Here is a 19,146-nt window from a genome sequence, read left to right as displayed (position 1 = left end):
TTCCCAGGTCAACTTAACAGTACGGCTCTGTCCGGTTATAACGATATCATGCGTGTTCGAAGCGAGAAAAAAAGAAACGAGATCATCGACGTTGCCGGCGCACTCTTCCTGCGCGAAGGGTACGGCTCCGTTTCCATGGCAACGATCGCATCAGCCGTCGGCGGCTCCAAGGGAACCCTCTACGGCTATTTTTCGTCCAAAGAGGACCTCTTCGCCGCCTTTGTCATCGCTGCGGGCAAGCAGAGACGCGAGGAGTTCCTGTTGCTGCCGGGTAAGGAAGCAGCGCTTCTTCCGACGCTGACGGCATTGGGCAGAAACTATCTACGATTGTTGCTTTCACCTGAGATCATGGCGATCAACCGGCTTGTCATCGCCGAGGCGTCCCGGTTCCCGGAACTTGGCCAGATTTTCTTCGAGAACGGCCCGAAAAGCGTCATCGACGTAATAGTCACCCTTGTCACCGACGCCGCAAACCGGCACGAACTCATCTTGGATGATCCTGTGGCCGCCGCCTGGCGCTTCAAGGCCCTCTGTGAAGTCCGTCTGTTCGAACAGTGCCTCTGGGCAATCCGCGATGGAGCGACCGAGGAAGAGATCGCGCAGAATGTCGAGCCCGCGATCCGCATTTTCCTGAACACGTACCGCGCCGGAAACAGCAAGAGCGCCTGACAATTCTGCTATGGTCCGCACGATCTTTCGGGACGCGGCTCACCAGAGCTTACGAATGAAGCTCAGCTGCAGGTAATTGCCGTCGAAGGCGTTCCGGCTGTAAACGTCCGTCAGGAACTTCAGCGAAACGGTGCTGCGCTGCTCGGGAAAGTCGATCGCCAGAATCGGACCAAGGCGAATTGACTTGTGGCGCTGACCGTCCGCCGCCGGAACGGCGAGCGAGCCCGCGTCGTCCTCGATCTGCCATTTGACGTTGCCAGCAAGACCGAACTGGAACCGATCGTAACGCTCGCTGATGGCGAAATCAGCCGAGATGTAGTCGCCGTCGCGGTAGTTGAATCCCCCGGTCGCATCCTCACGCTCGAAATTGTGGTTGTAGAAAATCCGGGTGGAAAATTCTGTTCCATCAAGGAAAATCGGCCTGGTCCGGTAGGTGAATGCAATATTCGGCTGTAGGATCCAATTGTTGAAGCCGGGGCTGCCGACCGTGCTGCCGTCGAAAATACCGATCGGGATCGTCACGCCGAGCCCGAGGCCCAGCGTGAAACCGACGGGCATGGGCGGAATGAAATCCGGGCCCGGTACCGGCTGGCCCGCCGACCCGGGCGGTGGTCCTTCGTACCAGCTCTTCGACCAGAAGAAGATGTCGGAATAGGCGTCGAAGGATCCGGTGTGCTTGTCGCTGAGGTCGACCGGCAAACTATCGGTGATCGTCAGATCGTGCTTGCCGTAGGTAAAGATCAGCGAGGACGCCATCCGTCCACCCAGGAACTCCCCCGGATAGACGTAAAGTCCACCCAACTGGCCCTGCAGAAGTCGATCATCCGTATCCGGGAACATTGCATCGCCATTGCCATCGCTCAGCGAGTCCCGCCAGTGACCCCATACGCCGCCGATGGCATAGAATCCCGCTTCCGGTGGCAGCTCGGCGGCCCGTATGTCGGATGTGGCTCCGGGTGTGGTGGTCTGGTAGAACTCGGCGGCGTTGGCGATATCCCCGGCCATCGCGCCGGTAAGGCCGCTGAGAACCAACAGAGTTGCTTTTAGTTTAAGCGATTGCGTTTCCATCGTGATCCCCCACTTCGGATGTTTGGAATTTGCACACGCGCTCGCGAAGACCGCGTGTGGTAACAGAATTGCCGACAGCCGCGACGACGGGGGAGCAAGCCCCACCCCCGATTGCTTTTGTTCAATGGACAGGCATGATGTCGCGGCCGGACGTTGCCGGTTCTTTGAAGGAATGGCCGAAGATCAATCCGGTCATGAAAACCAGAGCCGCGAAAAGCGTGATACCGGCAAATGTGGCCATGGCCGCAACCATCCCGCCGGATGCGGCTGCAACGACGTTTACGCCGATGGGGCAGACGAATTGTCCGATAAAAAACATCGAGGTCCAGATCCCCGACGCCCGCCCGCGGTAGTCGCTGCGCAGATTGCTCATCGTGAAGGCGAGAACGAGCGGAAGAGAAATACCGCAACCGATATTGTTGATGAACATACCGATGGCACCGGCCGCCCATGAAGGCTGGGTGTAGAGGACGATGTAGCCGATGGCCTGCGCGGCCATGGCGACAACGAGCAGCGCGCCGATCGAGCGCTGCGACTGCATGCGGAAGGCGACTGCGCCAACCACGACACCGATAGAGCCAACGGCGCTGGCAAGGCCGAGCATGCCCGCATCGGTGAAACCGCGTTCGCTCAGCACCAGCGAGATATGGACCGGCGTGACATAAAACAGCACGCCGCACAGGAGCGTCAGCGCAAGGCAACCGATGAAGCGCGGCGTGAAGAGGCCCGGCGCCTTGTCTTCCCGAACCAGGGAGCGCGCCTCGGGCGCGACAGCTGCCGGTTCGAAGATGAGCATCAGGACGAGCGGGATGAAGAGAGCCGTCGCACCATAGACAAGGAATGGCGCACGCCAGTCGTATCCGCCGAGGAAACCTGCGAGCATGAAACAGAAGGTTGCGACCAGCGACGCCGATCCAAACTGCACCGAGAGCCAATGGGCGCGGCGTTCCCCAGTGAAATAGTCGCAGATCAGCGCGGTGCTCGCCGTCATCACGCCGGCCTCGGCGATCCCGACGACGACCCGCGACAGAATGATGCCATGGAGGTTGTCTATCCAATGGGGCGCGATGCCGGCCGCGGCATAGAGGGCGAGCGCTACGAGCAGCAGGTGTTTGCGCCCGGTTCTGTCGGCCAGAATGCCGGCAAGCGGCGCAAGCAACGCAACAAAGAGGGCGGGCGTCACCAGTGCCAATGGAGCGAGCAATTCGGCGCGCGGCACGTCGGAAAAATGTGCGATCATCTGCGGCAGTACCGGCGCGAACAACGTCGATCCGATCGGCGCCAGCCATGCAACGGCCACCAACAGCAACCCCTGCCGCACGCCTGCGGACACATTCTGCATATCAACGTCCTCCTGTGAAACAGACCACCCCCCGCGGCCTGGATGGATGCGGCGCGCGCCAAGGTTCTTGGCCCCTGGCGCCGCGCAGCCGTTAGCGCTGGATCGACACGAAGTGGTCGGTGGTGAATTCCTCGACAATCCATTTGCCGTTGAAGCGCCCAAGACCGGAATTCTTTTCACCGCCGAACATCACATGCGGGTAGTCGTGGATGGTGATGTCGTTGATATGCGTCATTCCCGCCTCGATGCGTTGCGCAAAGGCAAGGCCACGGGCTTCGTTGCCGGTGAAGACCGCGCTGGAAAGGCCGAATTCGGTATCGTTGGCAAACGCGAGTGCCTCTGCCTCATCGGCCGCGCGGATGAGCGGCGCGACGGGACCGAAAATCTCCTGGCGCGCGAAATCGGAATCGTTGGTGACGTTTGCAAAGACATGCGGCGGGACGACCCGGCCATCGATCATGCCGGCAAGGCATTCGCGAAAGCCGGCGGCGCGGGCCTGCTCGATGCTGGCGCGCACATTGCGCACCTGACTGTCGTTGCAGAGTGGCCCAACCAGCGTATCGGGCAGATCGGGATCGCCATATTTCACCGTCTTCGCCGCTTCCGTGAAGGCTTCAACAAATCGGTCGTAGAGTGAGACATCGATGATGATGCGGTTGGTACTCATGCAGATCTGACCCTGGTGCATGAACCGGCCGATCAGCGCCGCATGGACGGCCTTGCCAAGCTCGGCGTCGTCGAGCACGACCAGTGGAGCATTGCCGCCGAGTTCGAGGCCGACGCGCTTGAGCAGCGCCGATTCTGCCGCAACGCGCGCAATATGCCGGCCAACCGGCGTCGAGCCGGTGAAGGTGAGAACGCGCGGAATAGGGTGGCGGGAAAAGGCATCGCCGATTGTCGCGGAACTGCCGACGACAACGTTCAGGACACCTGCGGGCAGGCCCGCTTCCTCGTAGATTTTGGCGAGCAGCAGTCCACCTGTCACGGGCGTGTCGTTGGAGGGCTTCAGCACAACCGCGTTGCCGAGCGCTATGGCCGGCGCAACCGACCGGTTGGAAAGGTGCAGCGGGAAGTTCCACGGGCTGATAACGCCAACCACACCGACCGGCTTCTTGTACACTCTTGCTTCTTTGCCAGGGCGGTCGACCGGGATGATATGCCCTTGCGCCGCCGATGGCATAGTTGCGGCCTCCAGCATGCCGGCACGTACAGCGCCCCACTCGATACCCGCCTTGATGCGGGTGCTGCCAGATTCGCGCACGATCCAGCCAATGATCTCGTCCCTGCGCGCCTCGAGGATAGCAACGGCCTTTAAAAATACCGCCGCACGTTCGGATGGCAACGTCTTTGCCCATTCTCCCTGGGCGGATCGGGCCGCCTCGAACGCCAAGTCCAGATCGGCGAGGCTCGCAAGGGAGATTTCCGCCACGGTATCATCGTTGAACGGGTTTCGGTCAAGCGAGATTACGCCTTCTGTCCCCTGAACCCAACGACCGGCAATATACTGTCCGGTAAAGCCGCTATAGGCGTCGGCAACGAATGCGGAGGGGTGAACATGTTGCTGCATTTCCAAATTCTCCTGGTGGCAGAACCGCCGGTTCCTACGGTGGCATTTCATTGAGACCCACGAATTTTCTCTGCCCCGCAATCAACGGGTCAGGCGACAATCGCAGGGAAATAACGTTGGCTCGGAATGGCAAGCCGCTGGCCGGCCGTGGCAGGCGGCGCTCTACATGCCGGGCATTTTCCGGATGGCATGGTAGCCGGGGAATGCTGCAAAACTGATGTTGCCGTCATGCGGGCGGCCCGCCACCCGATAGCTCGGCACGTTGTTTGGTGCGGAGGATGGTTTTAGCGCGCAACACCGCAATAAGGGAGAAAAGGACGCATTTAACCGTCGGGGCCGTCGCGACATGGAGCCCTGAAACCGCCAACCGGATCGGTCACGACACTCCAGCGAACCCGCCGAGCCGGTCTCGTGCCTGCGCTGCCGGCATTTCCGTGACGGCATTTGGCGCCTGCATGCAGCTTGGACATTGTTTCCTCCCGCGCAAAGCACCATCGACGCTTTGTCTCCTCGCAGGAATAGATATGCCGATATCATCGACCCATGTCAACTTAAATTACTATATTTTGATAATTTAAGACACTAGAGAACGATACATACCGGAAATCGATAATTAATCCCGATCCGAATGACTGATCGGCCTCAATTTCGCGGCCAGCATGTCGGCGGCAGGCATGAGGGTCATGACGAGACGCCGTTCCACAGCCTCAGTGCAATCCTCCTGCCTTACAATGAGGCTCATGCTCGCGTTGATCGCGGCTTCAGGACAAGACAGCGGGACGGAGATACCGACGAGGCCCTTGTCGACCTCACCCCGCGTGATCACATAGCCGCGCCTGCGGATACCACCGAGTTCCACCGTAATGTCGTCCAACGCTGCGCCGGCCTCTGCCACGCTCTTGAGGAGTTTGCTGAGCCTGGCACGCGGCAGCTGTGCCAGAATGGTTTTTGACGTCGCACCACGCATCAACGGCATCGGACGGCCGCGTTCGTAGCTCGTTGCGATATCGCCGTCGGCGCCGCGTCTGTCGGCAACGCAGATCACTTGGTCGCGATAGAGCCGCGCGAGTACGGCGACGCATGGTATCGGCGAAGCATGGACAACATCACGGAGCACAGGCTCGCCTTCGCGTATCAGTGGATCGGAGATGCGCAGGCGCCGGTCAAATTCGATGAATGCGGCACCCAGCCTGTAGTGCGCCTCGATCGATGGATCGAGAAAGCCCTGGCCCACCAATTCGCGGACCGTCCGATAAACCGTGCTGGCCGGAACTGCTGTGGCATCGGCGATCTGCTGGATGGTCCAATCGGTCTTGTGCTGATCGAAAAGTCTCAAAATATCGACAAATCGATCAAGCCCTGCCATCGAATTTCCTCAAAGACCGGTGTTCGCGCCGGGTTACGCGCCCCTAATTGCCACTCAGGATCGCAGCCTGTCAATGCGAATACCGACCTGCCCGGCGAAGGTCCTGCTGGACGCGCATCATAGGGCGGCAACGAGAGATACCGAGGAAGGCGCGCTTGCAGGACCTGTTCCCAGAGCGGCCACCTTTTCACGAAGACTGTCAATCGAAGCGGCAGGTACAGCCGCGGCGATATAACGATCCCGCCGCAGAAGCAGGGCGTGTCCGAGATAGCTCTTCATCTGCGGCACGCTGAAGAGCCGGCTTACATCGCGATAGACGGAAATACTGCCGTTGACCGGGTTGATCCATTCCGGTGTCAGGCCGATCACCTCCGCACCAGCCTCGCGCAGGAGGCGTACCGAATCCCTGCTGACCGCACGATCCGGAAACTCGTCGAACACCAGAACAACCGGCTGGTCCGGCAAGACCTGATCAAGGAGCTGGCGGCGCAGGTGCGTATCCTCTACCACCGGCTGCGGCACCAGGCGACCGACCATGGTGGATTTTTCGGGCCGCCCATCGCCCCACATCAGACCGGCTCGGAAACGTGGCTTTGGCTTGTAACGCATCTGCGCAAAGTAATCGCGCGCAGGGGAATAGGTCCCAAGCATGCGAAAGGCCGCACGCGTCACGAACGCCTTGAGGTCGTTGTCCGGCATCATCACCCGGCCCATCCTGAGCGCGAGCGTGATCATCTCCCAGGCATGCGGCTTGCGCTCGATCTCGTAGCTGTCGAGAACGTTGCCTGGAACAGTTCCACGAACGGCTTCGGCAAGCTTCCAGCCGAGGTTGTGTGCGTCGCGCAGGCCGCTGTTCATGCCCTGCCCGGCGAAGGGTGGTGAAAGATGCGCCGCGTCGCCCGCCAGGAAGACATTGTTTTCGCGCCAGCGCGTGGCCACCCGCGCATGGAACGTATAGACCCGGACGCGACGGAAGACACAGTCACGGTCGGGGCCGACCTGAGCGAGAAGATTGCGGACGAAGGCCTCGTCCGTTGCCGTTTTCTCATCCTCGCCCGCATGCAGCATGAATTCGTAGCGGCGGATATTGTGGGGCCCGGGCAGCGAAATGCAGGGGCGGGCCGGGTCGCAATAGACTTCCGTGTGCCGAAAGCGGTTTTCGGTCCGCACAAGGTCGACAATGAGCCAGCGCTCAGCGAAGGTGGATCCTGCGAGTTCTATGCCGAGCTTGGTGCGCGTGGGGGATCGGCCGCCGTCACATGCCACCATGTAGCGCGCCGCTACTCTGCGCATCGCGCCATCGGCGCCAGAGATTTCCAGGAACACGCCATCCCCATCCTGTGAAATGGACTGCATCTCCCAGCCGAACATTTGCGTCACATGGGGATAGCGGTTCACTCCGGCGCGCAGCAAAGCCTCGAGTTCCGGCTGTTGAAAGGCGTTGCGCTTGTCAAACCCGTAGTCCCGCGAGGTCGGCTCCACGGTCAGGAAAAGCTTCTGGCGCGGCGAGAGATAGCGCGAGCCATAACCCCGCGCGACGATCCCCTCCACGGCGTCGGCAAGACCGATCGCTTGCATGGTGCGCATGGATTCGTCATCGATCGAGACCGCCCGGGGTTCCTCGACCGTCGTCAGGTTTCGTTCGATCAGGATCGTCGATACACCCATGCCCCCGAGCAGATTGGCAAGGGTCAGGCCGGTAGGGCCGGCCCCGATGATGGCGATATCAGCCCTTGCGGCAGGCTTGGTAACGGTCATAGGCTCCTCCTCATAACTTTGCATTAGCGGCGCAATGACTAGCTCTCCGTTGCAATCGGATTGATGAGCAGGCCGACCCCCGGAATATCCACCTCGAACACGTCGCCCGGTTTCATGAACAAAGGCGGGTCGCGCCGGTCGCCGACACCGCCTGGCGTACCGGTGAGGATCACGTCCCCAGACTGAAGAGGCGTGAAGGACGAGCAGTAGGAAATGAGCGTCGCGATGGGGAAGATGAGGTCCGCAAGGGTCCCGTCCTGCATGACCTCGCCGTTCAGCCGCCCGCTGATGCGCAGAGTGCGATAATCGCCGACCTCGTCTGGCGTAACCAACTGCGGACCGAAGGCTCCCGTCGAGGGAAAGTTCTTGCCCGGCGTGAACTGGAAGGTATGACGCTGCCAGTCCCGCACGGTGGCATCATTGTAACAGGCATAACCGGCAATATGGTCAAGCGCTGCCTCCTGCGAAATATAGCGCCCGCCGCGGCCGATCACGACCGCGAGTTCGGCCTCGAAATCGAGGTGGTCCGACACCCGCGGCTTCAGGATCGCCTGGCGATGGGCAATCTGGCTATCGGCGAACCGCGTAAAGATCGTTGGATATTTGGCGTCCGGACGCTTGGTCTCGGCGCGGTGGCTCTCGTAGTTGAGGCCCACGCAGAGAATTTTCCCGGGAGCGGGAATGACCGGCAACAACGTCACATCCGCATCGGTAAACTCGGCGCTACGTCCGGAGACATAGTCCCGAGCCACCGGCAGAAGCCCGGCGGCGATGGCCTGCTTCAGACTGGTTATGCGGGGCGCGAGCCGTTCCGTGAGATCAACGATCCCCTCCCCGACCTTTGCCCCGAAGCCGGGGCGGCCAAGACGCGTATAGCTTACAAATTTCATTGTCCTATTCCTCTTCTTGCGGTCGGGTCACGAGCGCAGGATCGCCTTGCCCCACAGGTTCAGCGTCCGCGGCTCATTCGGCCACTCCTTGACCGGCCGGTCGTGGATGACCTCGAGCTCGGCGGAGATCTCGATCCAGTTCTTGTCGGGATCCTCGAGGAAGATGAAGAGGTTGTTGCCGGGCCCGTGGCGGCCAGGACCCCACATCAGCGGAATGTTCCGTTCCGCAAGATGGTCGCACCAGTCCCTGATCGTGTCCCATTCGCCGGCTTCGTAGGAGTGATGATCCACACCCGTCCGGTCGGATTTGAAGCAGGCGATGGTGTGATGCTCGTGGTTGGAACGGGTAAAGCAGGTCGCGAGCGTCCCATCCTTGTGAAGGACGCGATCCGAAAGCGCAAAGCCCAGCTTGCCATGGTAGAAATCGCTGAATGCTTCGACATCGAGCGACGCAAAAGTCAGGTGCTGGGTGGGGCCGCAAATGCCTTTGAGTCCTGCCTTCTGCGGCTTTGCGAGACCAAAGGCGATCAGGTGCCCGTCCGGATCGCGCACGGCGAAAGCACCGTCTTCAAAGAAGGCCGACGGTGAAGCCAGGATGTCCAGCCCTTCTGCCTCGGCACGGGCCTTCAGCTCGGCAAGCCCTTCCGCATCCCTGCAGGCGAGGCCGGCATAGGCGAGCTTCCGGCTTTCCCCGGCCCGCACGACATAGCGGCGCTGCGGCCCTTCGCAGATCCACTCGCCGTCCGTTTTCGTCAAGTCCATGTCCATTGCATCGGCATAGAATTGGGCCAGGCGCTCGGGGTCGGCGCTCTCGAAGGCTACATGATGCAGATAGGCGCCCGCGCGCACCGCTGTTAGGGTCATTTTCCTGATCCTTCCTGATTTCAACACAAGCATAATTATCATATTTTGATAACTCGGCAATGCTCGAATGAATATAAAGGCGTATTTTTTATAATTCGCGCTGCCGTCATGTGGCCATTCGGCATTTTAGGTGTATCTTCGATGCCGCTGCAGTCGAGCGCAATGACGTTGTGGGCAGATGCCACCGCGGCCGCAGAGCGATCGGTCTGGCGGCAAAGAATATGTGGAGCGCTATTTTCAGGAGTGCGTGTGCGCGAGCAGGCCTGCGAACCAACTTGATGACATTAAGTGGCTCACGGCAACCGGTGACACACTGCTCACAAATAGTGCGCCTCATGCGCGCCGGGGAAAGAGCGGAGTACGGATGTTTTTTTGGGCAGGTCAGAAGACGCTTAAGAGCTTGCTCAAGAGACGGTTCAAACGGTCTCGCTCAGATGCAGAGAGCGTCCGAACGCCTTTCAAGAAGCGCGATGATCGAGCGACCTGTTCACGGGTTTCCAGCAATAGCCTTTCACCACTGTCGGTCATCTGCACGAATATCGTGCGCTTGTCCGAACTTGAGGGAACACGGACGACGAAACCCTTCTGCTCCAACCTCGTAATTCTGCCGGTGATCGCGCCTGTGGTCACCATGCAAAGCTCAGCGAGATCACTCGGTCGCAAACGATGAGGCGCAGGCTGGTATCGAAGATGATTGAGCACGTCGATCTCCCCGATGCCGATATCGAATGCCACAAGCGTCTCATAGAGAGATTCCTGGTCCAGTAGGTGGAGGTGACGGAGGCGCATGGCGATCGCAACAGGCGTGCTGTCCTCACCGGGGAAATCAATCTCCCACTGGCTGATAAGATCAGAAAATATGCCTTCAGTCTGCGCCATCGGTGTTTCACATCTAACTTAGAGCTAAAAGGAAATAGAGAGAAAATCCTCTCGTTCTACATAAAGTTCTGATTCCATTCGCGCAATCGCTTTCGCACAAAAATAGCGCCAAGCCAGGAGCGGTATTGACCACAAGTATTTTAGTGCTAAGATACCTCTAAGCTATTTGAGGAGAGTTGGCGATGATTGGGAGCCCGGCGGCACAGCATTTTGCTGTACAGGAAAACAGGCCTGAGAAATGTCCTGACTTCGAGGACCTGCGGAGCGCTTTCAGCCGGCTTCCATCAGGTGTGGTCGTGGTCACCAGTACGAGTCCCTGCGGTGCGTTTGCCGGAGCGACAGTCAGCAGTTTCACGTCATTGTCCTTCAAGCCTCCGCTGGTGGTCTTCGGCCTCGCGCAGAGCTCGACAACGCTTTCAGCCATTCTCAGCCACGGGCATTTCGCTGTCCACGTGGTTGCCGAACCGCAACAGGATTTGGCGATGCGCTTCGCATCCAGCGGCAACAACAAATTCAATGATGTCGATTTCAGGCTGTCCCCATTCGGCGTGCCGCTTCTGACGCAATTCGACACTTTTTTTCAATGCGCGGTGGATCGCGCCCAGCCAGCCGGCGACCATCAGCTTTTGATCGGTCGCGTTCTCGAGGTGTCCCTCGCTGGACAGAGCTCCAAACCGGTCGCCTGGCTTCAACGACGCTTTCACGTCTTCGAGCGTCATTCGGCGCTGTAGTGCGCCGCGTTCGGCCGTCAATTTCAAAAAAATAAGGAAATGTCCCAATGGAAATGAGCATGAAGCAATTCGAGCATTCGGCGCCATCCGCGCTCGACTCGCCTTACAGCACGGAGGTGGGTCGCAAAATTCGCGACAAAGCCAAGGCGCTGGTGCCGTTGTTGCGAAAGAATGCGGGGGACGCAGAAAAGCTCGGCGCGCTCACGGCCGAGAGCCTGAAAGCCTTGAACGACATCGGTGCGTTCAAGCTGACCTTGCCAACAGATTTCGGCGGACACGCGCTTGGTGCGCGTGACGTCGTCGAGATCGTTGCCGAACTTGGCAGAGGCGATGGTGCAGCGGGCTGGATGGTTTTTGTCGCGGGTGGTTTGCGCAACGTGCTCGCGTTTCCGGAGCAAGCCGTACAGGAGATCTTCGCAGACAGCCACGATTGGATTGGACCACTCGCGGCGGGCGCGTCGGTCTTCGCCACTAAGGTCGGCTCGGCGCGCCGCGTCGACGGCGGCTGGATGGTCAGCGGCTCCTGGCATTTCGGAAGCGGTTGCAAGCATGCCCAATGGATGGTGGTCGGTGTCGAATACGAAAACGGCCCGGGCATTGTTGGCCGAGCAATAGCGGTATTGAAGGCAGGCCAGGTGGAAATCATCGACAACTGGCATGTCATGGGGATGAAAGCCACCTCATCCAACAGCTTGACCGTGCGCGAAGAACAGTTCGTGCCGGACCAACGTTTCATGGATCTGGCCGAATTTCCCCTCCGAATGGATGAAACCCGCAAACGGTATCAGGGGCTGGCGAGCAAGTTTGATGGCCGCGGGCTGATGCTGCTGACCAATCTAACCCATCTCTCGATCATCCTCGGCATGGCTCGCGGCGCGCTGGAAACCTATATCGATATGGCCAGGAAGCAGCAGCCGTTCAACCTGCCCTACCCGCGCGTTGCTGACATGGCCTCGACCCAGATTTGTGCCGCAAAGGCCTATGCCATGATCAAGCTGGCCGAGACGACAGTCCACTGCGCTGCTGACCTTCTCGATCGTCACGCGATTGAGGGACTTGAGATCTCGGCTGAGCAGGAGCAGGCGATGATGATGGAGAACGTCTATGCGGCCCATACGCTCGACAGTGCAGTCGGCACACTCCAGCTCAGCATCGGGTCGGCCACTGCGAACGAGAACAACGCCATCCAACGCTTCGTTCGCGACATACGCGTAGCGATGCTGCATGGCACGGTGAGGCTCGACCCCACAGCCGAAATCTTCGGACGCCAACTGATGGGCATTGCTCCCTTCCCGATGTTTGCCGGGGGCTTGCCTGATCGAGCGGCTCAGCCAGCGAGCTGACTGAGCCGGCAGCGTGCGGTTGGAGGCCGCACGCCACACTTAATAAGAGGAGGAGGAAGTCTTGGAACAGGGAAAGAGGCCGTGTGCCGTCGCCAATCCTGAGACGACTAAGGGATTCGAATACAGCGTTAGTGCAGCAAAAGTGCTCGGCGCTTTGTGGTTGATCGTGCTGCTTGTCGTAGCGGTACCGAGTGTTGGCACTTCGGTCGTCAACGCCCGAATGATCGCCGACCTCAACATGGATCGAGTGATATTCGGCATGGGGTTTGGGATCTTCGTCATGATGATGGGTTTGCAAGGACCCATCGTTGCCGTGCTGGTCCGGAAATTCGGCTATCGAGCAACGGTTACCATTGGATGTCTCGTGCTGCTTGCCGGATCGCTTGCGATGGCAACGATTGTTCATACGGGGTGGCAATATGCCGTGGCCTTCGGGCTTATGGTCGGCACGGGTGTCTGCATCGCCGGGATGCTGCCGGCACAGACGGTCGTCACGAACTGGTTCCTCGCGCGCCGTGCGCTGGCCGTATCGATCGTGTTTTCGGCCGTTGAGGTGGGTGGGTTCTTCTCCCCGCCTGCTCTTGAGAAGCTCATCGCCATGTCTGACGGCAATTGGCGCATGGCGTGGTGGGTCATCGCCGGGTCTGCGGTTGTTGCCATTATAATAGCGTGGACTGCGCTCAATGAGCGGCACGTTGAAGGGGTGATAGCCAAAAACCCGACGGGCCTTCCAGTGCGCGACCGCGGCAAGGTGTTCAAAAGCTCGACCCACTGGACGCTCAAGGAAGCTGTTCGCACCAGAGCTTACTGGCTCATACTGGTCTACATGAGTATCGCCGGCGTTGCTTGGGTCTTCCTCATGGCCCACGGCGCCGTGCATCTGCGGGACGTCGGGTATTCGCCGGCCGAAACGGCCAATGCCGTAGCAATCATTATTGTCGCGTCCTTTGTCGGCAACATGACAGCCGGCTTTCTGGGGGACCATATCTCGCCCTCTGTAATTGCAGCTGTGAGCATGGGTTTGGTCGCCGTGGGGTTCTGCATGGTTGTCAGGCCGGAAGGATTTGCTGGGATCTTCTTGTACGCGCTTCCCGCCGGAATTGGATACGGAGCCTCGCAGGTCTGCCTGATGGCGCTCCTTGGCAACTACTTCGGCAAAGAGTCCTTCTCGACCATCTTGGGCTCGATGATGCCGGTCTCAACACTCTGCGCCGCAATTGGTGCCGGCTCGGCGGGGGCGGTCTTTGATCAGACAGGAACATATGGGTGGATGTTCGTGATCGTGACAGGCCTTTGCGTCGTCGCGCTGCTCGCCATTGTCGCTGCTGTGCCGCCGCAAAGTCGCAGGCGAAAGGAAGAGCAGTCAGTCAATCCAGTTGCGGCCGAGTGAATAGGTTTATTCTTAGGGGAGGATAACAATGCGAATTCTATATATGACCACTGTGCCGCTGTTACTGGCACTCGTAGCTCCAGCTTTGGCTGCAGAACCCGCTCTGGTTTTGGAGGACACTCCTCCCGCCATAGGGGGCATTCGCGAGCCGGTCTATTCGGGGCCATTGGCGGACATCGGCAAGTCTCTTCGCGACAACGGAATCGATCTACGACTGGACTACGTCAACATCTACCAGAATGCGCCTTCCTTTGGTTTCGAAGGCGGCTCGTCGGCCAATTATGGTATGTTCATTTTTGGTGCCACGGGCCATCTGTCTCCCGATCTTCGCATCAACTTCACCGAGACGATCAACTACCCGACATACAATGTCGAGAACTACCTGTTTGATCTATCGAACGCCTTTTTTCCGGTGCCAGTCGTCGACTCTCGCACGGATCTTACGCGTCTCACACTTGAGGCTGACTTTTTCGATGACCGCTTCCAGATCGAGGCAGGCCGCATGGGCCCGGCTCGAGACTTCATGACCAAGGGGTTCTGTGGGGGTCTTGGCTGCCTCAATTCTACGCAGGCTATCAGTCTCAATATTCCCGGAGAGTCGCTTTCGGTTTGGGGTGCAAGGGCCGCCTACAAACTGACACCCATCACAACGCTGGGGTTCGGAATAATCGAGGACAATCCCGATAACTGGCAAAGCGGCAATGGTTGGGATTGGCAATCCGGCAACTCGGAAGGGTATATCGCAATCGCCAACCTTCGTCATGACGAGACGTTCGTGGAAAGCACCAATCCATTGAAGTTTGAAATCGGTGCGTATCACCGTTCGGCTCCCTATGAGGATGCTCTCTACAATGACGGATGGGGAAATCCGACATTCGGCCCCGCTCCAACAATCCTCACGCACGAAAGTGGCACGAGCGGCATTTACGCTCAGGCTCGCAAGGTGATCTGGAGCAACCCTTCGGGCGGTATTATCCCAGAAAACCTAGCAGTCTACGGGGGTATCTTCCACACCTTTGGTGAGGGGCAAGCCTATCCATGGGAGGCCTATGCTGGTCTCGAATATTCAGGTTTCTGGGCAGAAAATCCGCTCGCGACGATCGGCGCCTCTGTTCGTTATATCGGCCTCAGCGACGAACGAGCACAATATGAACGCAACGCCAGGCTCTTCATCTCAGGAATTGATGAGGCGCAGCCGAAAGACACTTTCATGTTTGATTTGCATGGAACCACGGGAATTTTCGGCAACGGCATTCTCGACGTTGGCGCTGCTTACCTCGTCAATCCAAACACCTCCGTTCTGGCCGATTTTTCAACGAGCAGGCAAAAAGACGGCTTCGTCTTTTACGCGGCACTCGCATTCGACCTGAGCGGCGGCCTGGGTCTTTCGCCCCGTCGTGGGCCGTAAGCGACTTTGTGTGCCACAGCAGGAGAACGTAGCAATGCATGATTTAGAGGTCGGCGGCCAAAATCGCCTTGAGCGCCACAAGCACCTAGTCCGGGAGTTCTACCGTCGTGTTTTCGACGGCCAGAACCCGGAAGCCGTCAAGGACTTCGTCACCGAAGACTATAAGCAGCACAACAGTCACCTTCCAGGCGGTCGTGAAGGGCTTGAGGGGTTCGTGCGATCTGTATTCCCGAACGGTCCGGTTCCGGAACCGGATGAGATGAGCATTCCTCCGGCGTTTATCGTGGCCGAGGGCGATATGGTCGTAGTGGCTGCGTCCTTGCCGCAACCGGACCCCGACAATCCCGGTGCTACATACGACTACTATGTTTTCGATGCGTACCGGATCCGCGATGAGCGGTTGTCGGAACATTGGAGCGGTGTGAATAGGATTGCACCGCCAAAACGCCCTTGAGGGGCGGCGCTTAAGATCTCGTCTCGTTCGAGGCATGACGGAACCGAATTTCAACTAATCTTTTCCAGGAGTCTAATACATGAAGCTTTATCACACACCCGGCGCCTGCTCGACGGCATCCCGCATCGTCCTCGAAGAGGCCGGCATCGCCGTCGAACCGGTGGAAGTCAACTTGAGGGACAAGACACTTCCTGACGGGACGAGTTTTCTCGAAGTCAATCCAAAAGGTCAGGTTCCGGCACTTGTTCTCGGAAGTGGCGAGGTTCTGACCGAAGGCGCCGTGATCATGCAATATATCGCTGACCAGGCGCCGGCATCCGGATTGCTGCCACCGCCGGGCAAGATAGAGCGGTACCGGGTGCTGGAATGGACCAATTACATCGCTACGGAACTGCATAAGAGCTTTTCACCGTTAAACCGCCCGAACACGCCGCCGGAGTTTCGCGAGATCGTCAAGACGGCTCTGTTGCCCCGAGTTTTCGGAGTCCTCAATCAACGGTTGGCTGCGCGCGACTATCTCGCCGGTGATAGTTTTTCGATCGCGGACGCCTACGCCTTTGTCATTCTCAGCTGGACCAGGCCTCAGGAGATCGACCTTTCCGCGTGGCCGAACATCCAAACCTATCTCAAACGGATTGCAGACCGGCCCGCAGTAAAAGCGGTGATGTAGAGAAAGAAGATAGCCATGACTTATCTGATCAGACAAATGGGCCACGTGGTCATCTCGTCGCCTGACCCTCTGGGTGCGGCAAAAGATCTTTGCGACGTTGTCGGATTGAGGATCACCGAAGTTGACGGCGAAACGGTGTATCTGACCAGCAATGACCGCCATCACGAAGTGACGTATATCAAGGGCGACGGAAAAGCCGTTGCGTGCGGGCTTGAGGCTGTGAGTGCGGAAGCCGTCGACGAGGTCTATCGTCGCGCAAAGTCGGACGGTCTGGAGATCTTATCGGACAGGCCTTTCGGCAAGCATTACGATCGTGCCGTGCGTCTGGTCGCGCCCGGCGGCACCATATTCGAGGTTCATACCCCGATCGCTCGCAACCAGCCTCAACACTACAGCTATGCGGCCCCGGGTGCGCGCCCCCGTCGGGTCGAGCACATCAACTCCTTTGCCCCGGATACCGCCGCCTATGGCGAGTTCTGCCAAAAGGTCCTCGGCTTGAAGCTGTCAGACATGACGGAGGATGGTGCGCTGCGCTGGTACCGGGCAGAAGACGGGTATCACCACACGATTGCGATGGGTCCGGGTGAGAGTGGACTGCATCATTATGCCTTTGATCTGCATTCGCTTCAGGATCTGCAGACGATTGCCGACAATCTCTCCCAGAAGGATCGGGCCCTGGTCTGGGGCCCTGGTCGCCACGGTGCGGGCGGGAACATCTTCACCTACTACGCCGACCCCCATGGCTGCCTGGTTGAGAATTCGATCGAGCTTGATCGGATCGACAACGACGACGCCTATGAGCCACGCAGCTGGGACACCTCGGAAGGCCTGGCGGGTCGTTGGCTGAACCTTTGGGGCACTCCACCGACTGCGTCGTTCCTTCGCCCCGGCATTCCGTTCGATCCCGCTGCCTAGGCAATTCGGGGCCCTGCGCGGATGCGCGCCTTCTTTAGGAAAGATTGGCTAGATGAGCTTTACACTGAACCGTGCTTTTCGTTACCGCATGCCCGTCGTCTTCGGGCCGGCGCCCGGACCGCGCCAAAAACCAGGTGGTGGCATGTGGGCGCCTGAAGAGACCGGCCGGATGAACGCTGAATGGATGGCCGTCACCTATCGCACAGATCCAAAAAAACTGGAGGCCCTGCTTCCGCCAGCTATGGAACTGCGAGGCGAGCCGCTGCTGACCGTTTCCTGCGCCTGGTTCAAGAACCTCTACTGGTTGGCCGGGCGCGGCTACGGCATCGTCGTCGTCGACTTTCCCGTAACCTATCGCGGCAGGACGGAAACGCTGGAAGGTACCTTCTGCCCGGTGCTATGGGAGGGCGCACCCGATGCCATCATGACCGGACGCGACGAATTGGGCTTTCCCAAGATGTTTGCTGACATTCCGGAAATCGCACACGATAGAGAGCGCAAAACCGCCACCTGCTCGGCGTCATGGATGGGGTTCAAATTCTTCGACATCTCGCTTACCGACCTGGCAGAGGCCGGCGATGAACGGGCACTCCCCGGGGCGGATAACGGCCCGGCGATGTATTACAAATACCTGCCACGTACCAGTATTGGCGGACGCGAGGGCGCCGATGTAGCTTATGTCACGACCGCCGCGCCGCCACCTGGAATCGACGGCAGGGTTGGCAATATAAATTTCGATGGCTTCGAGTTCAAACGCTGGTCTGCCCAGGGCGGTCTGAGCTGGCATCGGGCCACGTTCGAGCAATTGCCGCTCAGTGCGCATGTCGTCAACGGCATGGCCGATCTCGACATTCTCGAAGTAACCAAGGTGCAGATGGTCGCCTTTTCCGGCCCCGGGATCGCGGTTTCGGTCAATTCCATGCGCGCTGTCGAACCAATTTGAACAAGGAAATACATCATGAAATTGGCAAGATTCACGATCGACGGCGCCACCCGTCTTGGCAAGGTCGAGGGCGACAAGGTTGTCGATCTGACCGACGTGACCCCGGATTGCAGAGGTTCAATGCGCCTGTTGCTAGAAGCGTATGAGGCTCTGCGGCCTGACCTGGAGGCTGCGCGGGAGCCGTCATTCGCGCTCGACGCCGTGCACCTGGAGGCCCCTATCGCCGATCCGCGGAAGTTCCTGGCGATCGGCATGAACTACAAGGCACATGCCGAAGAAGCGGCGGCGGCCGGCATCAAGATCCCCGAGAGCCAGTTGTGGTTCAACAAACAGGTCAGTTGCATCAACGGCCCCTACAGCGACATCGTCGTACCCAGTGCCTCGACGACGGTCGATTACGAGGCTGAACTGGGCTTTGTCATCGGCACGCGCTGCCGCCATGTGAATAGCGAAGAAGCCCGCTGCGTCATTGCCGGCTATCTGGTGGCCAATGACGTGACCGCACGGGACTGGCAGTTCCGTTCACCCACCTATACGCTCGGCAAATCGTTCGACACGCACGGCCCCATCGGCCCCTGGATCACGACGGATGACGAGATAACCGATCCGCATGATCTGACACTCACTCTTTCGCTGAACGGACAGGAGCGGCAGCGAACATCGACCGGCGACATGATCTACAACATCTACGACCAGATCGCTTACCTCTCGACGGTCATGACATTAGAGCCTGGAGATGTCATCATCACAGGCACCCCCTCCAACGTCGGAATTGCGACGAAGACGTTCATGAAACCCGGAGACGTCGTCCGCGTCGAGGTCAACGGCCTCGGTGCGATCGAAAACCAATTCATCGCGGAAGTGTGACGGATCGAAAGCTACGGGTGTT

At 59.1% G+C, this 19,146-nt stretch carries 18 protein-coding genes; 10 read left to right on the top strand and 8 right to left on the bottom strand.

Translation table 11 applies throughout. The annotated features are described in order from the left end of the window. Positions 1 to 48 precede the first annotated feature (48 nt). Positions 49 to 669 carry a TetR/AcrR family transcriptional regulator gene (locus ACQZ63_RS24675; RefSeq protein WP_153516219.1) on the top strand — a complete coding sequence of 207 codons (621 nt, stop codon included), beginning with the start codon at positions 49 to 51 and terminating at the stop codon, positions 667 to 669. A gap of 39 nt (positions 670 to 708) precedes the next feature. Here ACQZ63_RS24675 and ACQZ63_RS24670 read toward each other — a convergent pair whose 3' ends face one another. From ACQZ63_RS24670 to ACQZ63_RS24635, 8 genes are all read right to left on the bottom strand, one after another. Then, positions 709 to 1,737, bottom strand: coding sequence for a SphA family protein (locus ACQZ63_RS24670; RefSeq protein ID WP_153516220.1), 1,029 nt, complete (start codon positions 1,735 to 1,737; stop codon positions 709 to 711). Positions 1,738 to 1,858: 121 nt separating this feature from the next. Beyond that, positions 1,859 to 3,079, bottom strand: coding sequence for an MFS transporter (locus tag ACQZ63_RS24665; protein WP_153516221.1), 1,221 nt, complete (start codon positions 3,077 to 3,079; stop codon positions 1,859 to 1,861). A gap of 91 nt (positions 3,080 to 3,170) precedes the next feature. Beyond that, positions 3,171 to 4,646 (bottom strand): aldehyde dehydrogenase family protein, encoded by a 1,476-nt coding sequence (locus tag ACQZ63_RS24660; RefSeq protein WP_173998173.1) that lies wholly within the window; start codon positions 4,644 to 4,646, stop codon positions 3,171 to 3,173. 613 nt (positions 4,647 to 5,259) lie between these two features. Further along, positions 5,260 to 6,012, bottom strand: coding sequence for an IclR family transcriptional regulator (locus tag ACQZ63_RS24655; protein WP_153516223.1), 753 nt, complete (start codon positions 6,010 to 6,012; stop codon positions 5,260 to 5,262). A 117-nt stretch (positions 6,013 to 6,129) separates the two neighbouring features. Then, positions 6,130 to 7,770 (bottom strand): bifunctional 3-(3-hydroxy-phenyl)propionate/3-hydroxycinnamic acid hydroxylase, encoded by a 1,641-nt coding sequence (locus tag ACQZ63_RS24650; RefSeq protein ID WP_153516224.1) that lies wholly within the window; start codon positions 7,768 to 7,770, stop codon positions 6,130 to 6,132. 38 nt (positions 7,771 to 7,808) lie between these two features. Further along, entirely contained in the window at positions 7,809 to 8,660 is an 852-nt protein-coding gene (locus ACQZ63_RS24645) for a fumarylacetoacetate hydrolase family protein (protein WP_173998170.1), read from the bottom strand. Between the two features lie 27 nt (positions 8,661 to 8,687). Beyond that, positions 8,688 to 9,524 (bottom strand): VOC family protein, encoded by an 837-nt coding sequence (locus ACQZ63_RS24640; RefSeq protein WP_153516226.1) that lies wholly within the window; start codon positions 9,522 to 9,524, stop codon positions 8,688 to 8,690. Positions 9,525 to 9,905: 381 nt separating this feature from the next. Continuing rightward, positions 9,906 to 10,403 (bottom strand): MarR family winged helix-turn-helix transcriptional regulator, encoded by a 498-nt coding sequence (locus ACQZ63_RS24635; protein ID WP_173998168.1) that lies wholly within the window; start codon positions 10,401 to 10,403, stop codon positions 9,906 to 9,908. Between the two features lie 182 nt (positions 10,404 to 10,585). Between ACQZ63_RS24635 and ACQZ63_RS24630 the strand changes: the two genes are divergently transcribed. From ACQZ63_RS24630 to ACQZ63_RS24590, 9 genes are all read left to right on the top strand, one after another. Further along, positions 10,586 to 11,134 (top strand): flavin reductase family protein, encoded by a 549-nt coding sequence (locus ACQZ63_RS24630; protein WP_173998165.1) that lies wholly within the window; start codon positions 10,586 to 10,588, stop codon positions 11,132 to 11,134. A gap of 47 nt (positions 11,135 to 11,181) precedes the next feature. Beyond that, positions 11,182 to 12,477, top strand: coding sequence for an acyl-CoA dehydrogenase family protein (locus ACQZ63_RS24625; protein ID WP_153516229.1), 1,296 nt, complete (start codon positions 11,182 to 11,184; stop codon positions 12,475 to 12,477). 61 nt (positions 12,478 to 12,538) lie between these two features. Continuing rightward, on the top strand, positions 12,539 to 13,867 hold the full coding sequence (locus ACQZ63_RS24620) for an MFS transporter (protein ID WP_153516230.1): 1,329 nt from the start codon (positions 12,539 to 12,541) through the stop codon (positions 13,865 to 13,867). A gap of 28 nt (positions 13,868 to 13,895) precedes the next feature. Then, on the top strand, positions 13,896 to 15,275 hold the full coding sequence (locus ACQZ63_RS24615; RefSeq protein WP_173998163.1) for a carbohydrate porin: 1,380 nt from the start codon (positions 13,896 to 13,898) through the stop codon (positions 15,273 to 15,275). A 34-nt stretch (positions 15,276 to 15,309) separates the two neighbouring features. After that, positions 15,310 to 15,729: a nuclear transport factor 2 family protein gene (locus ACQZ63_RS24610; RefSeq protein ID WP_153516232.1), complete on the top strand. Its 420-nt coding sequence runs from the start codon at positions 15,310 to 15,312 to the stop codon at positions 15,727 to 15,729. 79 nt (positions 15,730 to 15,808) lie between these two features. Beyond that, complete coding sequence (gstA, locus tag ACQZ63_RS24605; RefSeq protein WP_153516233.1) at positions 15,809 to 16,399, top strand: glutathione transferase GstA; 591 nt, start codon at positions 15,809 to 15,811, stop codon at positions 16,397 to 16,399. A gap of 15 nt (positions 16,400 to 16,414) precedes the next feature. Further along, complete coding sequence (locus tag ACQZ63_RS24600) at positions 16,415 to 17,314, top strand: VOC family protein (RefSeq protein WP_173998161.1); 900 nt, start codon at positions 16,415 to 16,417, stop codon at positions 17,312 to 17,314. A 52-nt stretch (positions 17,315 to 17,366) separates the two neighbouring features. Further along, positions 17,367 to 18,257, top strand: a complete 891-nt coding sequence (locus ACQZ63_RS24595) for an acetoacetate decarboxylase family protein (protein WP_153516235.1) — start codon at positions 17,367 to 17,369, stop codon at positions 18,255 to 18,257. Between the two features lie 15 nt (positions 18,258 to 18,272). After that, positions 18,273 to 19,124 carry a fumarylacetoacetate hydrolase family protein gene (locus ACQZ63_RS24590; RefSeq protein WP_153516236.1) on the top strand — a complete coding sequence of 284 codons (852 nt, stop codon included), beginning with the start codon at positions 18,273 to 18,275 and terminating at the stop codon, positions 19,122 to 19,124. Positions 19,125 to 19,146 lie beyond the last annotated feature (22 nt).

The organism is Agrobacterium sp. CG160-95 (assembly GCF_053521725.1).
The sequence above is the reverse complement of the archived record's forward strand: the minus strand, read 5'-3'. Positions and strand labels throughout refer to the sequence as shown.